This is a genomic window from Lutibacter oceani, assembly GCF_003384935.1.
GTDB lineage: Bacteria > Bacteroidota > Bacteroidia > Flavobacteriales > Flavobacteriaceae > Lutibacter > Lutibacter oceani.
Genome location: NZ_QTTQ01000011.1, coordinates 12,409 through 33,833, shown reverse-complemented (window position 1 = coordinate 33,833; position 21,425 = coordinate 12,409). Strand labels below are relative to the sequence as shown.

Annotated in this window: 16 protein-coding genes and 1 tRNA gene; 3 read left to right on the top strand and 14 right to left on the bottom strand. The window is 29.8% G+C overall.

Annotated elements, in window-relative coordinates; genetic code table 11:
* Window positions 1-42 precede the first annotated feature (42 nt).
* From BX611_RS09450 to BX611_RS09390, 13 genes are all read right to left on the bottom strand, one after another.
* Window positions 43-1,818, bottom strand: coding sequence for an efflux RND transporter periplasmic adaptor subunit (locus BX611_RS09450; RefSeq protein ID WP_115880593.1), 1,776 nt, complete (start codon window positions 1,816-1,818; stop codon window positions 43-45).
* 1 nt (window position 1,819) lies between these two features.
* Complete coding sequence (locus BX611_RS09445; RefSeq protein ID WP_115880591.1) at window positions 1,820-3,040, bottom strand: TolC family protein; 1,221 nt, start codon at window positions 3,038-3,040, stop codon at window positions 1,820-1,822.
* Window positions 3,030-6,719: an efflux RND transporter permease subunit gene (locus BX611_RS09440; protein ID WP_115880589.1), complete on the bottom strand. Its 3,690-nt coding sequence runs from the start codon at window positions 6,717-6,719 to the stop codon at window positions 3,030-3,032. Before BX611_RS09440 ends, BX611_RS09445 begins: the two co-directional genes overlap by 11 nt.
* 146 nt (window positions 6,720-6,865) lie before the next feature.
* Window positions 6,866-7,288, bottom strand: coding sequence for an HYC_CC_PP family protein (locus BX611_RS09435; RefSeq protein WP_115880587.1), 423 nt, complete (start codon window positions 7,286-7,288; stop codon window positions 6,866-6,868).
* Between the two features lie 175 nt (window positions 7,289-7,463).
* A complete protein-coding gene (locus tag BX611_RS09430) occupies window positions 7,464-7,913 on the bottom strand; it encodes an ATP-binding cassette domain-containing protein (RefSeq protein WP_317047893.1) in 450 nt (149 codons plus the stop codon).
* 473 nt (window positions 7,914-8,386) lie between these two features.
* A complete protein-coding gene (locus BX611_RS09425; protein WP_115880583.1) occupies window positions 8,387-9,070 on the bottom strand; it encodes a hypothetical protein in 684 nt (227 codons plus the stop codon).
* A 66-nt stretch (window positions 9,071-9,136) separates the two neighbouring features.
* Window positions 9,137-9,415, bottom strand: coding sequence for a helix-turn-helix domain-containing protein (locus tag BX611_RS09420; RefSeq protein ID WP_115881909.1), 279 nt, complete (start codon window positions 9,413-9,415; stop codon window positions 9,137-9,139).
* A 363-nt stretch (window positions 9,416-9,778) separates the two neighbouring features.
* Window positions 9,779-10,621 (bottom strand): RteC domain-containing protein, encoded by an 843-nt coding sequence (locus BX611_RS09415; protein WP_115880581.1) that lies wholly within the window; start codon window positions 10,619-10,621, stop codon window positions 9,779-9,781.
* Window positions 10,622-10,677: 56 nt separating this feature from the next.
* Window positions 10,678-11,946 carry a site-specific integrase gene (locus BX611_RS09410; protein ID WP_115880579.1) on the bottom strand — a complete coding sequence of 423 codons (1,269 nt, stop codon included), beginning with the start codon at window positions 11,944-11,946 and terminating at the stop codon, window positions 10,678-10,680.
* Window positions 11,947-12,167: 221 nt separating this feature from the next.
* Window positions 12,168-12,241: transfer RNA gene (locus BX611_RS09405), tRNA-Arg, on the bottom strand.
* Between the two features lie 35 nt (window positions 12,242-12,276).
* Entirely contained in the window at window positions 12,277-12,426 is a 150-nt protein-coding gene (locus BX611_RS09400; RefSeq protein ID WP_115880577.1) for an SsrA-binding protein, read from the bottom strand.
* Window positions 12,427-12,986: 560 nt separating this feature from the next.
* Window positions 12,987-14,774 (bottom strand): M56 family metallopeptidase, encoded by a 1,788-nt coding sequence (locus BX611_RS09395; protein ID WP_115880575.1) that lies wholly within the window; start codon window positions 14,772-14,774, stop codon window positions 12,987-12,989.
* 2 nt (window positions 14,775-14,776) lie between these two features.
* Window positions 14,777-15,142 carry a BlaI/MecI/CopY family transcriptional regulator gene (locus tag BX611_RS09390; protein ID WP_115880573.1) on the bottom strand — a complete coding sequence of 122 codons (366 nt, stop codon included), beginning with the start codon at window positions 15,140-15,142 and terminating at the stop codon, window positions 14,777-14,779.
* 147 nt (window positions 15,143-15,289) lie between these two features.
* Between BX611_RS09390 and BX611_RS09385 the strand changes: the two genes are divergently transcribed.
* A complete protein-coding gene (locus tag BX611_RS09385) occupies window positions 15,290-16,228 on the top strand; it encodes a calcium/sodium antiporter (protein WP_115880571.1) in 939 nt (312 codons plus the stop codon).
* Window positions 16,229-16,300: 72 nt separating this feature from the next.
* Here the strand turns inward: BX611_RS09385 and BX611_RS09380 are convergent, their stop codons facing one another.
* Window positions 16,301-17,320: a glutamine synthetase beta-grasp domain-containing protein gene (locus BX611_RS09380; protein ID WP_115880569.1), complete on the bottom strand. Its 1,020-nt coding sequence runs from the start codon at window positions 17,318-17,320 to the stop codon at window positions 16,301-16,303.
* 233 nt (window positions 17,321-17,553) lie between these two features.
* Here BX611_RS09380 and BX611_RS09375 point away from each other — a divergent pair, with 233 nt between their 5' ends.
* Both BX611_RS09375 and BX611_RS09370 read left to right on the top strand, forming a co-directional pair.
* Complete coding sequence (locus BX611_RS09375) at window positions 17,554-19,740, top strand: glutamine synthetase III family protein (protein WP_115880567.1); 2,187 nt, start codon at window positions 17,554-17,556, stop codon at window positions 19,738-19,740.
* Window positions 19,741-20,134: 394 nt separating this feature from the next.
* Window positions 20,135-21,409 (top strand): hypothetical protein, encoded by a 1,275-nt coding sequence (locus tag BX611_RS09370; RefSeq protein WP_115880565.1) that lies wholly within the window; start codon window positions 20,135-20,137, stop codon window positions 21,407-21,409.
* Window positions 21,410-21,425 lie beyond the last annotated feature (16 nt).

The following is a 21,425-nucleotide window of genomic DNA, read 5'->3' as shown; positions in this document are numbered from 1 at the left end:
AAACTACCCATCAAATAATTGAAAGGTAGTTTAAAATTCTCGTTATTTGATTGTAGCTTCTGTACTACCACATTTAAGCATTGCTTGTCCAAAATAAGGGTTCTTAATTTCTTCATCCAAGCTTAACCAAAAAGCTCCTTTATCATTATTAGCCATTGGACAAAATTGTTTAAGCACTTTTCTATTTACTCCAAATGTTTCAATTGATTTAATTATATTATTAGATAACGACACAAAATACTCTCTTTGAATTTTAATTTCAGTTGTGCTTGAAATTTTGTTTGAAGAGGATTTAAGTACTTCTAGAATTGGCATCCATACATTATGAGATTTACTATCTTTTAAAAGCTTCATATCCATCTTTTCAAGATTATCAATAAAAGTTATTGCGGAGGTTTGTGTAAGTTTAGTATTATCATTAACCAAAGCATCTTTTATTGCTAAATAACTGGTAAATAAGTTGCTTAATTGATCTTGAAACTTGGAATCAACTTTAATTCGATTAACTACTTCTGCTTCTCCATTTTGGTCATTTCCAGTATCTTGCATTCCTATATGATTTTCGTGACCAGTAACTACTATTCCTCCTTCTGGACTCATCATACTTTTTTTCCCTTGAAGTTGTGCAGCGGCATCTACAGTAAAAGTTCCGTTGGTAACAATTTCTTCATTTTCAGATAAACCATTTAAAATTTCATAATGTTCACCAATTTCGTTTCCTAAAGTAACTTCTCGTAACTCAAAAATTGGTTCATCACCTTGTTTTTTAACATAAACTACAGAGCGTTTTCCGGTCCATAAAACAGAAGATTTAGGCACAGATATTATAGTTTTTTTATTGCTTTTTACATTACTTGAAGCTAACACCCCTTTGACAAACATTCCAGGTTTTAATTCTCCATTTCGATTATTTAATTCTGCTCTAACCACAACTGTTCTAGTTGAAGTATTTAGAACTGGATCTATAAATGAAATTTTCGCTTTCAGCTCTTTGTTTGGGTTTGTGTTGGTTGTAATTGTAATGTCATCCCCTTTTTTTATGGTTGAAAGTTGCTTTTCATAAGCATCAAAATCTGCCCAAACTGTAGTTAAATTTGAAATCATAAGTAAGCTTTGACCTTCCTTAACATAATTACCTTCTTCAACCATTTTTTTAGTAACTATTCCACTAACATTTGCATACACTGGAAAGTTGGTAATAATTGCTTTAGATTCTTCAATTTTATTAATCTGACTTTCAGAAAGTTTCCATAATTTTAATTTATTTCTAACAGCTTTGTACAGTGTCAAATCCTTTGTTTTTGATTCTATGGCCGTTAGTAATTCTTTTTGTGCTGTAACCAATTCAGGGGAATAAATGAGTGCTAATTGTTGTCCTTGATTCACCTTTTCTCCTGTAGTATTAACAAATAGCTTTTCAATTCTACCACCAAAATGTGCAGTTTGTATAGCATTTGTTTTTTCATTTTCATTAATTTTTCCTGAAAGCGTTAAACTACCTGCTGAATTTGTGGTATTACTAATTATGGTAGTTTCAATATTAGCTAAAGCTAAAGCGTTATTACTCATTTTAAACTCATTTTTTTCTAATCCATCTGCTGAAGTTTCAGCAGGAATTAAATCCATTCCACAAATTGGGCAATCACCTGGTTCTGGCTGCATAATTTGTGGATGCATTGAGCACGTCCATTGTTGATTTTCCGTTTGAGAAGATTCGTGATTGTGTTTTTCTTCAGAGTTTGAAGAATTTCCAAATAACAACCATCCTAAAATTAGACCAGCTGTTAATATTCCTATGTAAATTATATATTTTTTCATCTTAGTTATCTTTTGTTAAAAATTCTAATGTTGATTTTTGAATTTCATACTCTTTTTCTGAAATCACTTTTTTTAATTGAAATTTTAATTGTAATTGCTGAATTTCAAGTAATTGTTCAAAATCAATTTTTGAAGTTTCATAAGCAGCTAACAATACTTTTTTTGCACTTTCTGCCTCATTAATATTTTTTATTTGTGTTGCAATTGAAACTTTTGAATTAGAAAGTTTACTTTTTGCATTTTCAAAAACGGTTTGCAATTGATTGTAGGTATTTACTTTAGTTGTTTCAATTGCTTTTTGCTCTAATTGTAATTGCTTTTGTTTAGAACTGTATTTTTTTGAAAACAATGGAAAAGAAACAGTTACCATTGGCATCACAATATCTTTTCCGTTATCAGCAAGGTTTTCAACAGCTCTATTTTCAATAAAACCATAGTCTAAACCAATACCAATGGTTGGTAAGCCTTCTTTTTTAGTTGCCAATTCCGATTTTTCTGAGGCATTTTTCAAATTTTCCAATTGTAACAATTTTGGATTATCTGAAATTTGTTCTTTATTAAAATCTTCTGAATATATAATATTTACATTTTCAACAACTAAAACAGTACTTTTTTCATCCCTGTTGAGCAATAAATTAAATGCAATTTTTTTAGCACTCAAATTTTCTTGAACCGTACTTAATTGATTTAAAAGTTCGTTTTTTTCCATTCTAATCTTAAGAACATCTACCATAGTTGAACGATTGTTTTCCAACTCATTCAATGCCAAACTTTCAAAAGTTTTTAGAATTTCTATATTTTCAACAAGCAATTGCTCTTTTTGGTTGAGTTCAAACAATTCAAAATAGGTAGTTTTCACATCTAAAAACAATTTCCTTTTTGCAAATTCATAATTGTTTAATTGTGCAGCAGCATTAAATTGTGCACTTTCCTGTTTTGCATTTAAAGTTCCAAACCAAGGTAACATTTGACTTGCCGAAATTTTTGCTTTTTGAGCCCCAACTCTTGTTTCTACCTCTTGCGCAAAATAGCCAACTGAAATGGTTGTATTTGGTAGGCTTCCTACTTCAACAACTTTTTCTAAAGCACTTTCGTATTTATATTGAATAGCTTTTAATTCAGGATTATTTTCTGAAGCTATTTGTAAGTAGTCGTTTAACGATTGAGCTTTTACCGTTAGGGTTAGTAGAAACGCAATCATAACTATTAAATTAATTTTCATTTGTTATTTTTTTTAATGAAATTTCTTTTTTAAAACTGAATAATACAGGCACTACAAACAAAGTAATAAGCGCAATTAACATTCCTCCAAAACTTGGAATTGCCATTGGGATCATAATATCTGATCCTCTTCCTGTAGATGTTAATACTGGTAACAATGCAAGCATTGTTGTTGCAGTTGTCATTAAACAAGGACGAATTCTTTTTTCACCAGCTTCAATTATAGAAGCTCTTATTTCTTGTTTCGTAGTTGGTTCATTTCTTTCAAAAGTTTGAGTTAAATAGGTTGCCATCACCACTCCATCATCGGTTGCAATTCCGAACAAGGCAATAAAACCAACCCAAACAGCTACACTTAAATTAATAGGGTGCATTTGAAAAAGTTGACGAAGGTTTACGCCAAAGACATCAAAGTTCAAAAACCAAGCTTCACCATATAACCAAATCATCATAAAACCACCCGCAAAAGCTACGGCGATTCCTGTAAACACCATTAATGAAGTTGTTACAGAACGAAATTGGAAATACAAGATTAAAAAGATTATTGCCAAGGCTAAAGGAACAACAACCGATAAGGTTTTTTCTGCCCTTAACTGGTTTTCATAAGTTCCTGTAAACTGGTAATTAATCCCTTTTGGAATTACCAATTCTCCTCTGTCTATTTGCCCTTGAATGGCAGCTTGAGCTTTTTCTACTACGGTAACTTCAGCTTCACCATCCATCTTATCAAATAATACATAGCCCACTAAAAAAGTATCTTCACTTTTAATTACTTGTGGACCTTGCTCATATTTAATTGTGACTAATTCTGCTAATGGAATTGGATTTCCACCAGGTGTAGGTACATAAATTTTCTTTAAATCTTCAGGACTAGTACGTTTTTCTCTCGGATAACGCACTCTAACTCCATAACGTTCTCTTCCTTCTACTGTTTGAGTTAATAATTTACCACCAATTGCAACTTCCAAAATACTTTGTACTTTGTTAATAGACAAACCATAACGCGCTAATTTTTCTCGATCAATATCAAATAACAAATACGGTTTTCCTACGATTCTATCAGCAAAAACAGCTTCTTTTTTAACACCTGGAACTTGCTTTAAAACATTTTCCAACTCTAAACCAAAAGCTTCGATTTGTGCTAAATTTTGACCTTTTACTTTAATTCCCATAGGTGCCCGCATTCCTGTTTGAAGCATCACCAAACGAGTTTCTATTGGTTGTAATTTAGGAGCTGAAGTAACACCAGGTAATTTTGTAACCCGAACTATTTCATTCCAGATATCATCAGCAGATTTTATTTGTTTACGCCAGTTTCTATAATATTCACCATCTGAATCTTCAATTAAATTGGTGGTTTCAGTTTTGGTTCCAGAAGGAATGAAGTTTCCTGCTTTAGTTTCAAACAAATCATTTTCATTAACTTTAAACTTAATCCGTTTTCCATCTTCATCTAATTTATATTCTGGCTTATAAATTATTACATTCTCATACATAGATAATGGTGCTGGATCTAAGGCACTTTCTATTCTACCCGATTTACCAACCACTGTTTTAATTTCTGGAATGGTTGCCACAGCCATATCTAATTGTTGCAAAATACGTTTGTTTTCTGCAATTCCAGAATGTGGCATAGAAGTTGGCATTAATAAAAATGAACCTTCATTTAATGCCGGCATAAATTCTTTTCCTGTATTTTTCCATACACTTACACCAAATACAATAATGATGGTTGGAACGCTTAAAAACAAAATTTTGTTATTTAAAGCCCAGTTTAAAATTTTTACATAACTTCTTCTAAACAATGTAAAAATACCAAGCAATCCAAAACAAATTACGCCTACAAAAACTAGATTTGTGAATATAGAATTATCAACTCCTAAAGGTCTCCAATACACACTTAGTAATGCAATAATAGTTATGGCCGATATTGTAATATTTAAGTAGTTTGCTTTTTCTTCGGTAAGAATTTCTTTTATTTTTAAAATACTAGAAACGCCGAAAGCTATTAATAAGAATGCTACATAATAACCTCCAACAACACCAACAATACCGGCTATAATTAATCCGATACTACCAATATATTTTCCTTTTTTCAAAGATGGTTTCCATCCAAACAACCAAGCTGCAAAAGGTGGAATTAAAAATAAAGCTACAATTAAAGCTGAAGTTAACGCCATTGTTTTTGTAAAAGCCAATGGTCGAAATAGTTTACCTTCAGCACCTATCATAGTAAATACTGGAACAAAACTTATAATAGTGGTCATTACTGCAGTAATAATCGCACCTGATACTTCAGCAGTTGCATTATATACAACTTTATTTATAGGTAAATTGTCTTTATCCTCATCCATATGCCTTATAACATTTTCAGATAAGATGACCCCAACATCTACCATTGTCCCAATTGCAATCGCAATACCTGACAGCGCTACAATGTTAGCATCAACATTAAATAATTTCATTGAAATAAAAACCATTAAAACTGCAATGGGCAATAATCCAGAAATTAAAACGGAAGCCCTAAGGTTAAAAACCATTACAATAATTACCAAAATGGTAATTAAAATCTCTAAGGTTAATGCTTCATCTAAAGTGTTTAATGTTTCCTGAATTAGTTCGGTTCTATCGTAAAAAGGAACAATAGTAACTTGTGATGTACGACCATCTTTTAACACTTTTGAAGGTAAACCTGTGCTTATATCAGCTATTTGTTTTTTTACATTGGTAATAACTTCCATTGGATTTGCACCATAGCGTGCAACCACAACACCACCAACAACTTCGGCTCCTTCTTTATCTAATATTCCTCTTCGTTCTGCAGGGCCTAAAGATACTTTTGCAATATCTTTAATTAATATGGAAGTGAAATCTTTGGAAGTCACTACTGCATTTTCAATATCTTCAACAGATTTTATATAACCCAATCCACGCACTAAATATTCAGCCTGATTGATTTCAATGGTTTTTGCTCCAATATCTTTATTGGTATTACGTGCAGCATTTACTACTTGTTCTAGTGAAATGTTGTATTCCTTCAAAATATCTGGATCTACATCTATTTGATATTCTTGCACGTAACCACCAATAGAAGCAACTTCAGAAACTCCCGAAGCCGAAGAAAGCGCATATTTCACATAATAATCTTGTATGCTTCGTAATTCGTGTAAATCCCAGCCACCAGTTACATTTCCTTGTTCATCTCTTCCTTCTAAAGTGTACCAGTAAATTTGTCCCAAACCAGTTGCGTCTGGACCTAATGCTGGTTGAACATCGTTTGGAAGTAATCCACTTGGAAGAGAGTTTAATTTTTCTAAAATTCGACTACGACTCCAGTAAAACTCAATATCTTCTTCAAAAATGATATAAATACTGGAAAAACCAAACATAGAAGAACTTCTAATTGTTTTAACACCTGGAATTCCCAATAAGGAGGTTGTAAGTGGGTAGGTAATTTGATCTTCAATATCTTGTGGAGATCTTCCGCTCCATTTGGTGAAAACGATTTGTTGATTTTCTCCAATATCTGGAATGGCATCAACTGCCACTGGGTTTCTTGGAATACTTCCGGTATTCCAATCAAATGGAGCTGTTGAAACTCCCCATCCAATAAAAAGCAACAATAATAATACAGCTACTAATTTATTTTCTATTAAAAATTTAATACTTTTATTTAACATTTTTATATGTATTGATATGTTTTAAATAACATTTTAGATTTCGTTAAAAAACCTAAAACATACGTTAACTTGGTCTAAATCATTTCTGATTTAAACACAACTATGCCTTAACAAATAAAAATTTGCTAAAACTCAATACTATATAATCAAATTAAAAATACTTGGTCAAGAACTTGGATGTCCTTGACAATAAGTGGAGGTGAATAATTTTTAAAAGGAACAACATTTTTGTCTAATCCTTCAAATAAGTTAATGTAAGAATAAATAAAAGAAGCAATAAATGATTGTTGTTCAAAGTCTAAATTAACAACTTGAATATTCAACTCATTTTGACCTTCAACAATCTTATTTATATCTTTACAACAATCTTCTTTTTCGAAATTACAATCTTCTGTAGATGATGACATATCCATTTCCATCTCCATTTCACAAGATTCAGCTTTAGAAAATACAGCGCTATCTACTAAGTAATCACCACAATAGTGCTCACTTATAGTAAATGACATTGTGGAGAAAAGGACCACGAATGACATTAAAATTGCTAATATTTTGTTGAAAATCTGTTTCATTTCAAGGTACAAATATAGACAAATAATATTGTTTTTTATTAAAAAGTTGTTAAATTTAGATTACAACCGCTTATTTAAAAAACATAAACGTCAGATAATCAATCGTTTGTGGTAATATTTTCAAGATGTTGTTATTTCTCTTTTAAAATAGGTTGTTAAATATTTTATTAATAACCTAAATTCTTTTGTCTATTGAATTTTCATCAAAACTTATAAGGTTGAACATTTTCCGCATCCTACTACGAACTCTATTTCCGTAGAGTTTTTCAATTTCTAGGGCATTCAAATTTGTAGTTATATGTGTTAAGACCCTTCGACTCCGCTCGGGGTGACAGAATAAGTCATAACGAGAGAGGAGGATTTCTCCTAGTACGTTGCATTCTTTTGTATAATGAGAACCTGTTGGTTCTACCCCTAAATCGTCAAAACAATAGTTATGATTTTGATTATATTTTTCTAGAACATCGTACCCTCTTGCATTAAAATTAAATACGATGTTTCGTGTTGGAATAATTTCATAGTTTGTTTTATGTGGTGCTAAGTGTGTTAATAATTTCATCAAAGATGTTTTTCCACATCCTACGGGACCTGTTAATAAAATTCCTTTGTTGGCGTCGATTCCCATTTGAGCACAGCTGTAATGATCTTGAATGTAGTAACAGCAAAGTTTGAATAACAGAGGTTCGTCTTCTTTGTAGATTCTGAAGTTTTTACCAAATAGTAAATGCCCTTTTATGTTGAGGTAGGTTTTTATTTTTTCGAAGTCGTAGTGAATTACGTTGTTTTTGATTTCACCGATTTGGAATTTTGAGGTTCCTTCGGTTTTTATGTGAGGTGTTGGGTTCATAGCTGTTGGTTTTTATGATTTCTGAATTTATTTGAAGTATAAAAGCTTATTTTTAGGTTTCCTTGGTGTTCTTATCATTTTGCCTTGATGCAAAACGAAACAAAAAATCAAGACTGATTTTAATTTCTTTAAATTCTACAATTGTTACGCTTTCGCCACCAGACCGCTGCGCTCTTTGGCTTGCTCAAACGCTTCACAATTTTGAATTTCTACAGAAATTCAAATAGGTCGGGTTTCTTAAATTGGATTTTTTAAAGTGGTTCATCGTAATTTTTGTTTTGGTTGGTGTGGAGGTTGTCTTGATTTTGGTTAAGTGGTAAATTGTTTTCATTCTTTGTTCTCGACTGCGCTCGAACTGACAAATTCATTTCTTCAGCTTTTAGCATCCAACTTCTGGCCGTAGCTTGCCAATCTACCATTTTTGCTTTTCCACCAACTTTCCAACCAATTCCCTGATAATGATTGAAAAATTTTTTGGCTTCCAATTCTGGATAATTTTCTTTTTTAAAAAAATCTAAAATCAATTTTTCTTTTGCGATTGCCTCTAGTTTAATAAAGTTTATAGTATGTTTATTAATGTTTATATAAGATACCAGTGCTTGTCCGTTTATGGTAGAGTCTAAATACACGGCTTGCTTATCGCTTGTACTGAAATTAAACAACTTCACTTTACTGCCTTTAAATGGGTTGTGTGATGGACTGTAAAGGATGTATCTCCAATGACTTAACTCTTTTATACAACGGTGATATGTGGTATTAGATCCAATTTTAGAAAATTTCATTATTTCTTCACGGTTTATATAAAATTCATTAGGAAATCGGTTGTAATTCCAAAACTGAAATAAGGCAATGTATAGACTTATATGAGTTGGATTTAAACGTGTATCTTTTGAAAATTGATGCAATACACCGTTGAGGTGTTTGATGTAATTCATAGTTTTATAGAATGAGATTCCGCATCATACTTCGATAGGCTCAGCAACCGTGCGGAATGACGTAAGTTAAAATTTATTATGAATGCTGTTTTCTTTCATTACTTTTGAAATTTCATCTGCATCATAGAAAATGATTCCTCCAATTTTAGTGTAGGGTAGTGTTCCATTAATTCTTAAAGTTTGAAGTGTTCCTTGACTTACTTTTAAAAGTTTCATCATTTCTGCTGATTTTAAATATTTCTTTTGTGGAACAGCAGTATTTTTTTGAAGTAAACTTTTAATGTCTTCTAGTAATTCAATTTTGAATTCTCTTAAATCATCGGTTGTAATAATTTGTGTTGGCATAGTTTCAGCATTTTTTAAATTAATAATTAGTTTATAGCGATTTGACTTTCGTGCTACAAAGCTGAAACCTTTTTTTGGGAATTCTTCGGTAGTCGGGTTCAACTACCGATAAATTTTAACATTTAGAAAACTCTTAAATATTGATAATTAATGTTTTACCTAAAAAATAATTTTAAAGAGTCCTTTTTTTTTGAATTGAGATTTATAAATAAAGATAAAACAGCATAATTTTGGTTAAAATATGCTGTTTTTTGATGTAAAAACGACAAAAATTACGTTTTCGGTAGTCGGGTTCAACTACCGAAAAAAAAGAACAACTGTATTTTAGTTATTTACTGATTGTCAGTCTAGTATGTTTTTATACTATTCAATTTGCATTTTTTGAAGAAGTCTGTTCTTCATTAAATCTAGAAATTTTGTTGGTTCATTTTCTCGTAACTTTATTTCACTATAAGTTTTGTAAATATTACCTAAATCTATTCCGAACAGTTCTTTGCACACCTCCACTAATTTTTTCATCTCTGCTTGACCATTTCTGATAGCTCCTGCAGCATTAAGACCGTATAACAGTTCTACTAATTCGGTTTTAGAACCTGTCCAGGATAAATCATTTAGAATTGGAGGCTTTACAATTTTAACTTTGCTATTATTTTCTTCTTGTTTTAATCTTAAAATTTCTTTTGCATAAAATTTTGTAATTAAATCATAGGCAATAACTTCAGCTGCTTTTATATCGTGACTTGTTGAAAAAATGGGATCTTTGTCTAAAAGAAAAACATTGCTAAATAATTCAAGTTGGCTGTTGCCTCGTATAAAATATTTATCATCTAAACTAGAGCCATTATGAGTGTAATATTTAAAAAATTCTAAATTTCGCTTTTTCTTAGCTTCGATTTTTTTCAAAGACTTTTTAATGAAATTTCTTTTATGTGAAATACTTGTAGTTGGTTTTTCAATTAGAAATGTATTTTTAGCAGATAAATACATTAATTGCCCAAGTATTATTGGTTTTTGATATTTAAAAAAAATGATTTCATCTTCTTTCGAAGTGAAATCATTTTTTCTGATATAAACTCTTAGTTGATTTAAAAATTCTCTTGTAATTTTAATACTTTCACTGATTTTTTTTAACTCACCCTGGTTTGACTTTTTTACAATAGTAATTTTAAACTTATAGTTTTCTATAAGTGTATTAATTTCTTTCATAGATTTTTCAGTTGCTAATTTAAAAAGCCAAAATACTAAAAATCATTAAATTATAGCTAACTAATTGATTTTTGGTTTTCTTTTCCCTTTGTTTGATTGGATTTATTAGCTAATAATACCTTAAGATTGTTCATATCTTCACTTACTTTTCGTTCAATAACACGTGCATAAATTTGAGTAGTTGCCAGTTTTGTATGGCCTAACATTTTTGATACGGTTTCTATTGGAACACCGTTTGTTAAGGTTACGGTAGTTGCAAAAGTATGACGTGCCATATGAAATGTTAGATTCTTTTTGATACCAGAAAAATTAGCTACTTCCTTTAAATATGAGTTTAATTTTTCATTCGTAATTATTGGAAAGAGTGTTCCTGTTACTTTTGTAATTGGATGTGTACTATACTTATCAATGAGATATTGTGCTTTTTCAAGTATTGGAACTTTAACTATTATGTTTGTTTTTTGACGTTTAGTAATAATCCAATTATTACCATCAATGCCTAAGTGAATATGACCTTTGGTTAGATTCATTATATCGCTATAACTAATACCAGTGTAGCAACTAAACACAAATAAATCGCGAACTCTTTCCAATCGTTCTGAAATGAATTCGTGAGATTCTATATTTGATAATTCACAGTCTGAAAGAAATTCTCTATTCGTTTTTTCAAAAGTAGGTTTCCACCTTATAAATGGGTCTTTATGTAACCATTCTAAGTGGTAGGCGAGGGTTACTATTTTTCGAAGACGTTGGAGATGCTTCATAACAGTATTATGTCCCATTGCTTTTGGGTGTCCTTTTGGCCAATAACTATTAAGGAAGCTTTCAAAATCACAAATAAATTTATAATTCAATTCATTTAAGTAAATGTCGGTGGTTTTTCTTTTTTGTTCTAAAAACTTAGAAATGTAGTTTTCAGTAATTCCAAAATTTCTAATTGTTCCTGAAGCTAAGGTATTATTAATTATTTTTGAATGGTAAGTAATGATTTCATTTAGAGATTTGTTTTTCTCTCCTTCACCTAAGAATGTAGCTTTTATTAATTGAGCTGTGATTAGCTTTTCTTGATTGAATAAATCAATATGAATTTTGTGTAGTTTGGCTTTAATTTGTTCAATAAATTGGTTTTGATTTCTTGCATATTCACTGTTTCCTTTTAGCTTGGATTTTGATTTATCCCAGGAATCAATATTAATTTTCCTCTTTAAACTAATATTCGCTCGTTTTTGATTTACCGTAATTCTTGCGTATAATTCAGCTTGATTGTTTTTTGCACGCGAAGCGTTAATCCAAATAAGGATTGAAAAAGTTGTCGATGTTTTCATAGTTGTCGTCTTTTTTAAGTTAAACTTTATTCAAGACGAAAGTCAAATCAACTATGGTTTTTTGGTCATCTGGTCAACAATGTTGACCGCGCAAATTTTTGTTGACCGATTTGTTGACCAAATATATTAAATTAAATCAATTTATATGTTGGTCTAAAAAAAAAAATCCTTATAAAACATAATGTTTACAAGGATTTGGTTTGAAATGTTAAAAACATTAGTGACCTCGACAGGATTCAAACCTGTAACCTCTTGAGCCGTAATCAAGTGCGCTATTCAGTTGCGCCACGAGGCCGTTTTGAGGGTGCAAATATACTATTTTTTTATAATTTACAAACTATTTTTTGTAACAAAATAACGCCATCCAATAATAGCCATTTGCCATTTTTTGGCTTTGCTAATTTCAAGTTTACTTTTAGAAAAACTTGGAAAAATTATCTTATTTAATTTTGCTAATAATTTAAATAACTTTTTTTTCATTTTGTAAAAATACATAAAAAACAAATCCCACAAAAAAGTAGGAAATGTTTAGAGCTGATTTGATATTTGACATTTTAAATTAGTAATGTTAATAATCCAAAAACCGAATGGAAAAGTTAATTAGGGTTTAGAAAAAATAATTAATAATAGTTAATATTAGTGCAGTTAATAATGCAAAAATTGATGTCATACTAATTGTTTTTAAGGTTAATAAATAGTGTGAGAATTAATTCTTAAAAGAAGGTATGGTATTTAATAAATTACTTGCAAAAATTTAGAGCCATATTAATTAATTTGATTTTTAATCGTAAGCTAATTTATAATATTAATTTGTTGATGTAAGTTTTATGCTATATTATAATTTTGAAAAGTAATAATAAACATAGCAAAACTTAAAATTTGTAATAAAACAATAGTGTTTTTTAAATTACTTTTGAAAAGTAAAGGAGAAAGTATGCTCTAGATTGGATAAAATATGGGTTTTCATTATTTTATAAAAAATAAAACACACTTTCCCAATTTAGAAAAAGTGTGTTTTATTAAAAGCTTATTTAAAATAATTATTTCTTTTTTGTAGTAATTAATATAACTCCATTTTTTGCTTTTTCGCCATATTCTTTAATTGCATTATCACCTTTTAAAACTTCCATTTTTTCAATAATATTTGGGTCTAACTCTTTTAGAGCTTCATTTGTTGATAAATTACCATTAATGTAGATAATAGGTTTTTCTTTATCAGAACTAAAAACCATTATGTTTTTTTCTTTTACATAAGAGTCATCTGAAAACTTATTATTGTTTTTAATTATTACTCCACCATCGGAAATAAATTTTCCTTTTTTAATTTTTACCTTATGTAATTTTCCTTTTTCACCATTTTCTTTCAGAACAAAAATGTTTTCGCCATCTTCTACCTCGTCATTAATATTAATTGTAATTTTTTCGTTTTCATCATTTTCTTGTATCCAAACATTTTCGTGGTCACCTTTTAAAATAATTGTTTCTTTTTTAACGATAGAATCATTACCGTTATTTGAGAAAAAAACAATATTTTCTTTTTTATCACCTTTTGAAGTCCAAGTTTTTTTATCTCCATCTGATGTGACAAATATGTAATTTTTGCCTTTAGCATCTGGTTTATCAATTTTAGTATCACTTATTATATGAATATTATTGGAATAATGTTTATCATGTAATTCTTTTACATTACCAATTGAAACAGAATTAGCATTAGAATCATAGGAGATTTTTATTGGTTTTATAGGTTCATTTCCTTTATTTTCAAACATTGCTTTTATGTTATCTCCTTTTGTATTTATTTTAATTGCAGTAATTTCATTATCTGAATTTCTTTTAATTCCTTTAAAATTTAAAACTATATTAAATTCTTTTTTGAAAAAATCTGTTTCTTCTTTTAAAGTTTCGTTTGTTGAATTTTTATCTATAAGTAATTCTACTTTTAAATTGTCAACCTCTTCAATTTCAACTAGTTTCTTTTCTTGTGCTATTGTTTTTGTATTAAATGTTATTATAAATGCAGTAATTAAAGGTAATAACAATGCATATTTCCATTGACTTTTATTTTTTGATCGCTTTTTGTGTAACATATCTATTCGTTTTTTTATTAGTGAATTGTAAAAATTATTTGTTATTTCTGTACAAAAATTAGAACTACAGGTTTTTAATAAAGTGAGTTTGTAAAGTTTTTGGTTTTGAGCCATTTCAAGAGCATACGCATCAGCTAAAAATTCTAAATTTTGCTGAACAGCCTTTTTATATAACCATACAAACGGGTTAAACCATAATGTAATTACTAATAAATGAGCCAAAATTGTGTCAACAGAATGCCATTGTAACACATGAGCTTTTTCGTGATTAATAATTTGCTCAAGTTCATCAATAGAAAATTGGTTTTTATTGTAAATAATTATATTAAAAAATGAAAATGGAGAAATATTTTTTAAAGTTTCAACAAAATAATAGTTGCCTTGTTTTATAAACTCGTGCTTTGATAGTAAATAACCTAACGAAATTAGTTGAATAAAAAATTTTAAGCAAAAAAATACAGCACCTATTAAGTATGCAATTGTAATTAATTGTAACCAATTAAAAGATTCTTGTGAAATTAATTGAGTTGAAGAAATTTCTGTAAAATTAACTGCTTTAAACTGGGAAACAGTTTGTTCTACATATATTGGTATTTCAACTAAAGGAATTGAAACAACAATTATTAAACCAATTAAAAAGTAACTTCTAATAGATTTAAAAAACGTTTCATTTTTTAGAAAAAAGTAATAAAATAAAAAAAGTATTATTACTAAACCACTTGCCTTTAATAAATAGTCCATAATTATTGTTTTTCTTTATTTTCAATAATCTTTATAATTTCTTTTAACTCATCAACGCTTATTTTTTCTTCTTTTGCGAAAAATGAAACTACATTTTTGTATGAATTTTCGAAGTAATTGTTTATAACTGTTGAAAAATATTTTTTTCGGTAATCTTCTTTTGAAATATTCGGGTAGTATCTATGTGTGTTTCCAAAAGCTTCATGTTTTACAAAGCCCTTATCTTCCATTTTTCTAATTACTGTTGAAACAGTGTTGTAATGTGGTTTAGGTTTGGGTAAATCTGCAACAACCTCTTTTACAAAAGCCTTTTTAAGCTTCCATAAAACGTGCATTATTTCTTCTTCTTTACTCGTTAATTTTTCCATTTATTGAAATATTTTAAACAAATATAAACTATTAAGTTAGTTAATCAACTATAAAAATAGTTATTTAACAAAATATTAAGTTTCTCAAATATTAAATGCAGTACTAATAAGATTTTAATTCTACTATATTTGCAAAAAAGAATTTATATGAATTTACTGTTTGTGATAGTTGGATTGGTGTTGTTGATTTTAGGTGGAAATTGGTTACTAAAGGCCGCTGTTGGGTTTTCACTACGTTTATTAATACCAAAAATTGTAATTGGTATGACAGTTGTTTCTTTTGCCACATCTGCTCCTGAGCTTATTGTTAGTATAAAATCAGCCTTAAATGACCACGCAGATATTGCTTTAGGAAATGTTATTGGTTCAAATATTGCAAATTTAGGTTTGGTATTGGCAATTACTATTTTAATTTCTACTATTAGTGTAGAAAAAAGTTTTTATAAAACTGATTGGCCAGTAATGATAATTTCTTCATTGTTATTATATGTTTTTATTGCTTTTGATGGTGTGTTGGTGAGAAATGAAGGGATTATTCTATTTTCTATGTTAATTGTATTTTTGATTTATTTATTGCGATTTCAAAAACCTGCAGTTGTTGATGAATTACCTGAGGACGATGTTGAATTGCCTTTATATAAAGATTTTTTGTATTTAGTTATAGGAGGTGTGGCACTTTGGGGAGGTTCAGAATTGTTAATAGATGGAGCAGTTGGTATGGCTACAAAATTTAATGTAAGTGAGCGTATTATTGGAATTACAATTGTTTCTGTTGGAACATCTATACCTGAACTAGCGGCTTCAGTTATTGCAGTATTAAAAAAGGAAAAGGCAATTTCTTTAGGAAATTTAATTGGATCTAATGTATTTAATATTTTAGCAGTTTTGGGACTAACTTCAATAATTACACCAATAAAAGTTACAGATCAAGGATTACTTTCAAGTGATATTTATTGGATGCTTGGTTTTTCATTATTAGTTTTTCCTTTGGTTTTTGCACCAGTTAAAATGAAATTAAGCTGGAAAGAAGGCTTAATACTTATTGTATTATATGGTGTATTTATTTATAAAATGATAATTTCATAAAAAAAGGATAAAAAAGGATAAAAAAAACACTGCATTTGCAGTGTTTTTTTTATTTTTATAAATAGGTTAAAATTAAATTTTAGCCGATTTTACAGTTTTAATAATTCTTGCAGCAACCTTATATGGATCTGCGTTTGAAGCTGGACGACGATCTTCTAGCCAACCTTTCCAACCTTTTTGAACAACCATAATAGGAATTCTAATTGAAGCTCCTCTATCAGAAATTCCATAAGAGAAATCAGAGATAGATTGCGTTTCGTGTTTACCTGTTAAACGTTGATCGTTAAAAGCTCCATAAACTTCAATGTGCTCTTTAGTTACTGGACGGAAAGCTTCACAAATTTTTTCATAAGTTTCTCTAGATCCACAAGTTCTTAAAGTAGTGTTTGAGAAGTTTGCGTGCATGCCAGAACCATTCCAATCAGTATCACCAAGTGGTTTTGGGTGGTATTCAATATAGTAATTATGTTTTTCAGTTAACCTGTCCAATAAATATCTAGAAATCCAAATTTCATCACCAGCTTTTTTAGCTCCTTTTGCAAATAATTGGTATTCCCATTGTCCACAAGCAACTTCTTGGTTAATTCCTTCAAAGTTTAAACCTGCTTTAATACAAGCATCAGCATGTTCTTCAACTAAGTCACGCCCGTGAGTATTTAAACCACCAACAGAACAGTAATACATCCCTTGAGGTTTTGGATAACCACCCCTTGGAAAACCTAAAGGTAATTCTGTTTTAACATCCATAATAAAGTACTCTTGCTCAAATCCAAACCAGAAATCATCATTATCATCATCAATAGTAGCTCTACCGTTTGAAGGGTGTGGAGTTCCATCAGTATTTAAAACTTCTGTCATTACTAAATATCCATTTATCCTATCTGGATCTGGATAAATGGCAACTGGTTTTAAAACGCAGTCAGAAGATCCTCCTTCAGCTTGTTTTGTAGAAGAGCCATCAAAAGACCAAAGTCCTATTTCATCTAAAGTTCCTTTAAAATTTTCGTGTTCTTCAACTTTAGTTTTACTTCTTAAATTTTGAGTTGGTAAGTACCCGTCTAACCAGATATACTCTAATTTTATTTTTGCCATATTGTTAAATAAATTTTATGTTTTCAAAATAATTTGCACAAAAATAATTATTTAAACTGTACAATAAAAATATAAGGGGGTAAAAATAAATAATGAATATAATTTTTATAGATACCCTATTTTTAATAGGGGTAAATAAAAAATAATAAAATAATTAGTCGAAATTTGTTGAGTATTTATAAAAAAATATTTTAAAAATTCTTGTATCTTCGTGTTAAAATTTAAAAAACAGTATGGCAACATTAAGATTTAAAGCAATTCAACTTGCTCAAAGCAGAAAGCCTATAGAAATAAAAGAAGCTAAAAAACGCTCTGAAATATTTGGAGAAAATGTTTTTAATGAAGGCACAATGCGCCAATATTTAACTTCAGATGCTTATAAAGGAGTAATGAGTGCCATTAAACTTGGAAAAAAAATTGATCGCAAAATAGCAAGTCAGGTATCTGCATCAATGAAAGAATGGGCCTTATCTAAAGGGGTTACTCATTATACGCATTGGTTTCAGCCACTAACAGGGGCAACAGCAGAAAAACATGATGCGTTTTTTGAAACTATAGAGAATGGAATGGCAATTGAGAAATTTGGTGGTAGTCAACTTGTTCAGCAAGAGCCCGATGCATCAAGTTTTCCACATGGAGGAATTAGAAACACATTTGAAGCACGTGGTTATACGGCCTGGGATCCTACCTCTGCAGCATTTATATATGGCACAACTTTATGTATTCCAACAATATTTGTTTCATATACAGGGGAAGCTTTAGATTATAAAACACCATTGTTAAGAGCGCTGCACGCAGTTGATGATGCGGCAACCGCAGTTTGTAAATATTTTGATAAAAATGTTAAAAAGGTTACTTCTTCGCTTGGGTGGGAACAAGAGTATTTTTTAGTTGACAAAGCCTTGGCTGGAAGTAGACCGGATATTATATTAACAGGAAGAACTTTATTAGGCCATTCTCCAGCCAAAGGGCAACAATTAGATGATCACTATTTTGGATCTATTCCGAGTAGAGCTTTTAATTTTATGCGTGATTTAGAAACAGAGTGCATGTATTTAGGAATTCCTGTTAAAACTAGGCACAACGAAGTTGCACCAAACCAGTTTGAGTTAGCTCCAATTTATGAAGAAGCTAATTTAGCGGTTGATCATAATTCTTTACTAATGGATGTAATGGGGCGTGTGGCTCTTCGTCATGATTTTAAAGTTTTATTGCATGAAAAACCTTTTGCAGGAGTTAATGGTTCAGGAAAACACAATAATTGGTCATTATCTAATGATGCTGGAGTAAATTTATTATCACCTGGAAAAACTCCAATGAGCAATCTTCAGTTTTTAACTTTTTTTATCAATACAATTAAAGCGGTTTATAATAATGAAGAATTATTAAGAGCATCAATTGCATCTGCAAGTAACGACCATAGGCTTGGTGCTAATGAAGCACCACCAGCAATTATGTCCATTTTTATAGGGCAACAATTAACCAATGTTTTAGAAGAGTTAGAAGGAGTAACAAATGGCAAACTGTCTCCAGAAGAAAAAACAGACCTTAAATTAAATGTTGTTGGTAAAATTCCGGATGTTTTGTTAGATAATACAGATAGAAATAGAACTTCACCTTTTGCATTTACAGGTAATAAGTTTGAGTTTAGAGCTGTAGGTTCTACTGCAAATTGTGCAAATCCAATGACTGTTCTAAATACGATTGTTGCAAAACAATTAAAAGATTTTAAAATTGAAGTTGATGCATTAATTGAAGAAAAAGATTTAAAAAAGGATGAAGCTATTTTTAATGTGCTAAGAGAATATATTAAATCCTCTAAAAATATTTTATTTGAAGGAAATGGTTATGGTTTAGAATGGGAAAAAGAAGCTAAAAAAAGAGGTTTAAGTAATAATAAAACTACACCGGAAGCTTTAAAAGCAAAAATTTCTAAAAAAACGATTGCTTTATTTGAAGAAATGAAGGTAATGAGTAAAAAAGAAACTGAAGCTCGTTATGAAATTGAAATGGAAGATTATACAATGCGTATTCAAATAGAATCTAGAGTTTTAGGTGATATTGCTGGAAATCATGTGGTGCCAACAGCGGTACGTTATCAAAATATGTTAATTAAAAATGTTACAGGTTTAAAAGAAATATTTGGAAAAGATTTTGAAAAGCACGCTGGGGAGCAAATTAAGCTTATAAAGCGTATTTCGGAAAATATTGAAGTAATCCACATTAAAATTGATGAAATGATTGATGCCAGAAAAAAGGCAAATAAATTGACTAATTTTGAAGCAAAGGCAAATGATTATTGCAAAAATGTAAAACCTTTTTTAGAAGAAATCAGGTACTATTGTGATAAGCTAGAAATAATGGTTGATGATGAAATTTGGCCATTGACAAAGTATAGAGAACTTCTGTTTACCAGATAGAAGACCAAACTAAAATCCTGCAAATTGCAGGATTTTTTGTTTTTAAATTTTTTAAACCGTATTATTTAGTTTTTTTATTATTTTTTATGTAACCAAAGTACCTGTAAAGAATGATTATAAATTATATTTTTTCTTAGATTTTTTTTTGAAAACGTTAATGTAATCTGTAAATTAGTAGTAATAATTAAATATAATATTTTTTTAATTATCAAAGCATAAAAAATTGTCACTCACCCTTTAGTTACCCTAGTTTAAACCCTACATTTTAGTTTGAATCCTTTATTAATTATAGAGTTTTTTAAGAAATTGTATTATAATTATTTCTTAAATAGTTGATTCGCTCTATAAATAATTTAATAAAGATGTTTAATATATTAATATAAAAATTTTTATTATGAAAAAAAAATTAATTTTAGGGCTTGTGGTTTTTTTAATGGCTTCAACATTAATTTACGCACAATCAAATCAAAGTGATGTAAATTCACAAGGTACTATGAATGCGGCAACGGTTGAACAACATGGTAATACCAATATGTCAGACATTGATCAATTGGGTTGGTTTAACGCTGCAATTGTAAGTCAAAAGGGACATTTAAATGATGTTATTATTGATCAAATAGGTGAGTTTAATAGAGCTGAAGCAACACAAGAAGGAAATGGAAACATGGCTCGTCAAAAACAAAGAGATGTTGGTAATTTAGCTATAATTGATCAAAATGGAAAAGAAAACTTAGCAATTCAAGATCAAGCAGATTCTTATTATTTTTGGTTTTTTGATGTAGGTAGTAGAGCTGAAATAATTCAAAGAGGAAATGGAAATGAAGCGTATCAAGTGCAAAGAGGTAATTGGAACAGTGCTTTTGCTGAACAACACGGTAAAGAAAATTATGTAGTTCAACATCAATTTGGTAATGGAAACAGTTCTTCAGTTGACCAACGTGGAACAGGTCATGAAGCTTATGAGTTTCAATATGGGAATAAAAACACATCAACAACTTCTCAAAAAGGTGGAGAAGGTGAAGAAGAAACAGAAGCTCACCAAAGTTATGTATATCAAAAGGGCTATGGAAATACTCAAGTTACCGATCAAAAAGGAAATGGTAATGATGCATATACAGCTCAATTTGGAAAAGATAACTCTTCTACTACGAACCAAGTAGGACACAATGTTTTAAGTTACACATTACAAGTTGGAGAAGGTAATGAAGCCACAACAAATCAAGCTGGAAATGGAAGTTTTAGTACCACAGCTCAATTTGGTGACGATAACAAATCAACAACTACACAAAATAGTAAAGCTAATGAAAGCTATGTGTTACAAATAGGTGATGGTAATGAACAAACAACTTTTCAAACAGGAAACTCAAATGAATCTTGGACATCACAATTTGGAGCAGATAATGAAGCTTACACAGAGCAACATGGACATGATGGTTGGAGTGGAACATTACAATTTGGAAATGATAATGAAGCTAGAACTGAGCAAAGAGGTCATTTAAATTGGAGTGGCACTTTACAAGTTGGTTCTTATAATAATTCTTTTGTAAATCAACATGGTTCTCAAAACAATAGTGTAGTATTCCAATCTGGTTTTGGAAATTATGCTAATGTTCGCCAAAATGGTGGTGGAGGAAATGAAGGCGGAAATTGTGGAGGTGGAGAACACTAATAAATAATTTTAGTTA

Excerpts from the sequence above, each read along its gene's own strand:
- BX611_RS09375 (WP_115880567.1), top strand. The coding sequence starts at position 17,554 with ATGGCAACATTAAGATTTAAAGCAATTCAACTTGCTCAAAGCAGAAAG.
- BX611_RS09385 (WP_115880571.1), top strand. The coding sequence starts at position 15,290 with ATGAATTTACTGTTTGTGATAGTTGGATTGGTGTTGTTGATTTTAGGT.
- BX611_RS09450 (WP_115880593.1), bottom strand. The coding sequence starts at position 1,818 with ATGAAAAAATATATAATTTACATAGGAATATTAACAGCTGGTCTAATT.
- BX611_RS09395 (WP_115880575.1), bottom strand. The coding sequence starts at position 14,774 with ATGGACTATTTATTAAAGGCAAGTGGTTTAGTAATAATACTTTTTTTA.
- BX611_RS09390 (WP_115880573.1), bottom strand. The coding sequence starts at position 15,142 with ATGGAAAAATTAACGAGTAAAGAAGAAGAAATAATGCACGTTTTATGG.
- BX611_RS09420 (WP_115881909.1), bottom strand. The coding sequence starts at position 9,415 with ATGCCAACACAAATTATTACAACCGATGATTTAAGAGAATTCAAAATT.
- BX611_RS09430 (WP_317047893.1), bottom strand. The coding sequence starts at position 7,913 with ATGGGAATCGACGCCAACAAAGGAATTTTATTAACAGGTCCCGTAGGA.
- BX611_RS09380 (WP_115880569.1), bottom strand. The coding sequence starts at position 17,320 with ATGGCAAAAATAAAATTAGAGTATATCTGGTTAGACGGGTACTTACCA.
- BX611_RS09435 (WP_115880587.1), bottom strand. The coding sequence starts at position 7,288 with ATGAAACAGATTTTCAACAAAATATTAGCAATTTTAATGTCATTCGTG.
- BX611_RS09370 (WP_115880565.1), top strand. The coding sequence starts at position 20,135 with ATGAAAAAAAAATTAATTTTAGGGCTTGTGGTTTTTTTAATGGCTTCA.
- BX611_RS09440 (WP_115880589.1), bottom strand. The coding sequence starts at position 6,719 with ATGTTAAATAAAAGTATTAAATTTTTAATAGAAAATAAATTAGTAGCT.
- BX611_RS09400 (WP_115880577.1), bottom strand. The coding sequence starts at position 12,426 with ATGAAAAAAAAGTTATTTAAATTATTAGCAAAATTAAATAAGATAATT.
- BX611_RS09445 (WP_115880591.1), bottom strand. The coding sequence starts at position 3,040 with ATGAAAATTAATTTAATAGTTATGATTGCGTTTCTACTAACCCTAACG.
- BX611_RS09425 (WP_115880583.1), bottom strand. The coding sequence starts at position 9,070 with ATGAATTACATCAAACACCTCAACGGTGTATTGCATCAATTTTCAAAA.
- BX611_RS09410 (WP_115880579.1), bottom strand. The coding sequence starts at position 11,946 with ATGAAAACATCGACAACTTTTTCAATCCTTATTTGGATTAACGCTTCG.
- BX611_RS09415 (WP_115880581.1), bottom strand. The coding sequence starts at position 10,621 with ATGAAAGAAATTAATACACTTATAGAAAACTATAAGTTTAAAATTACT.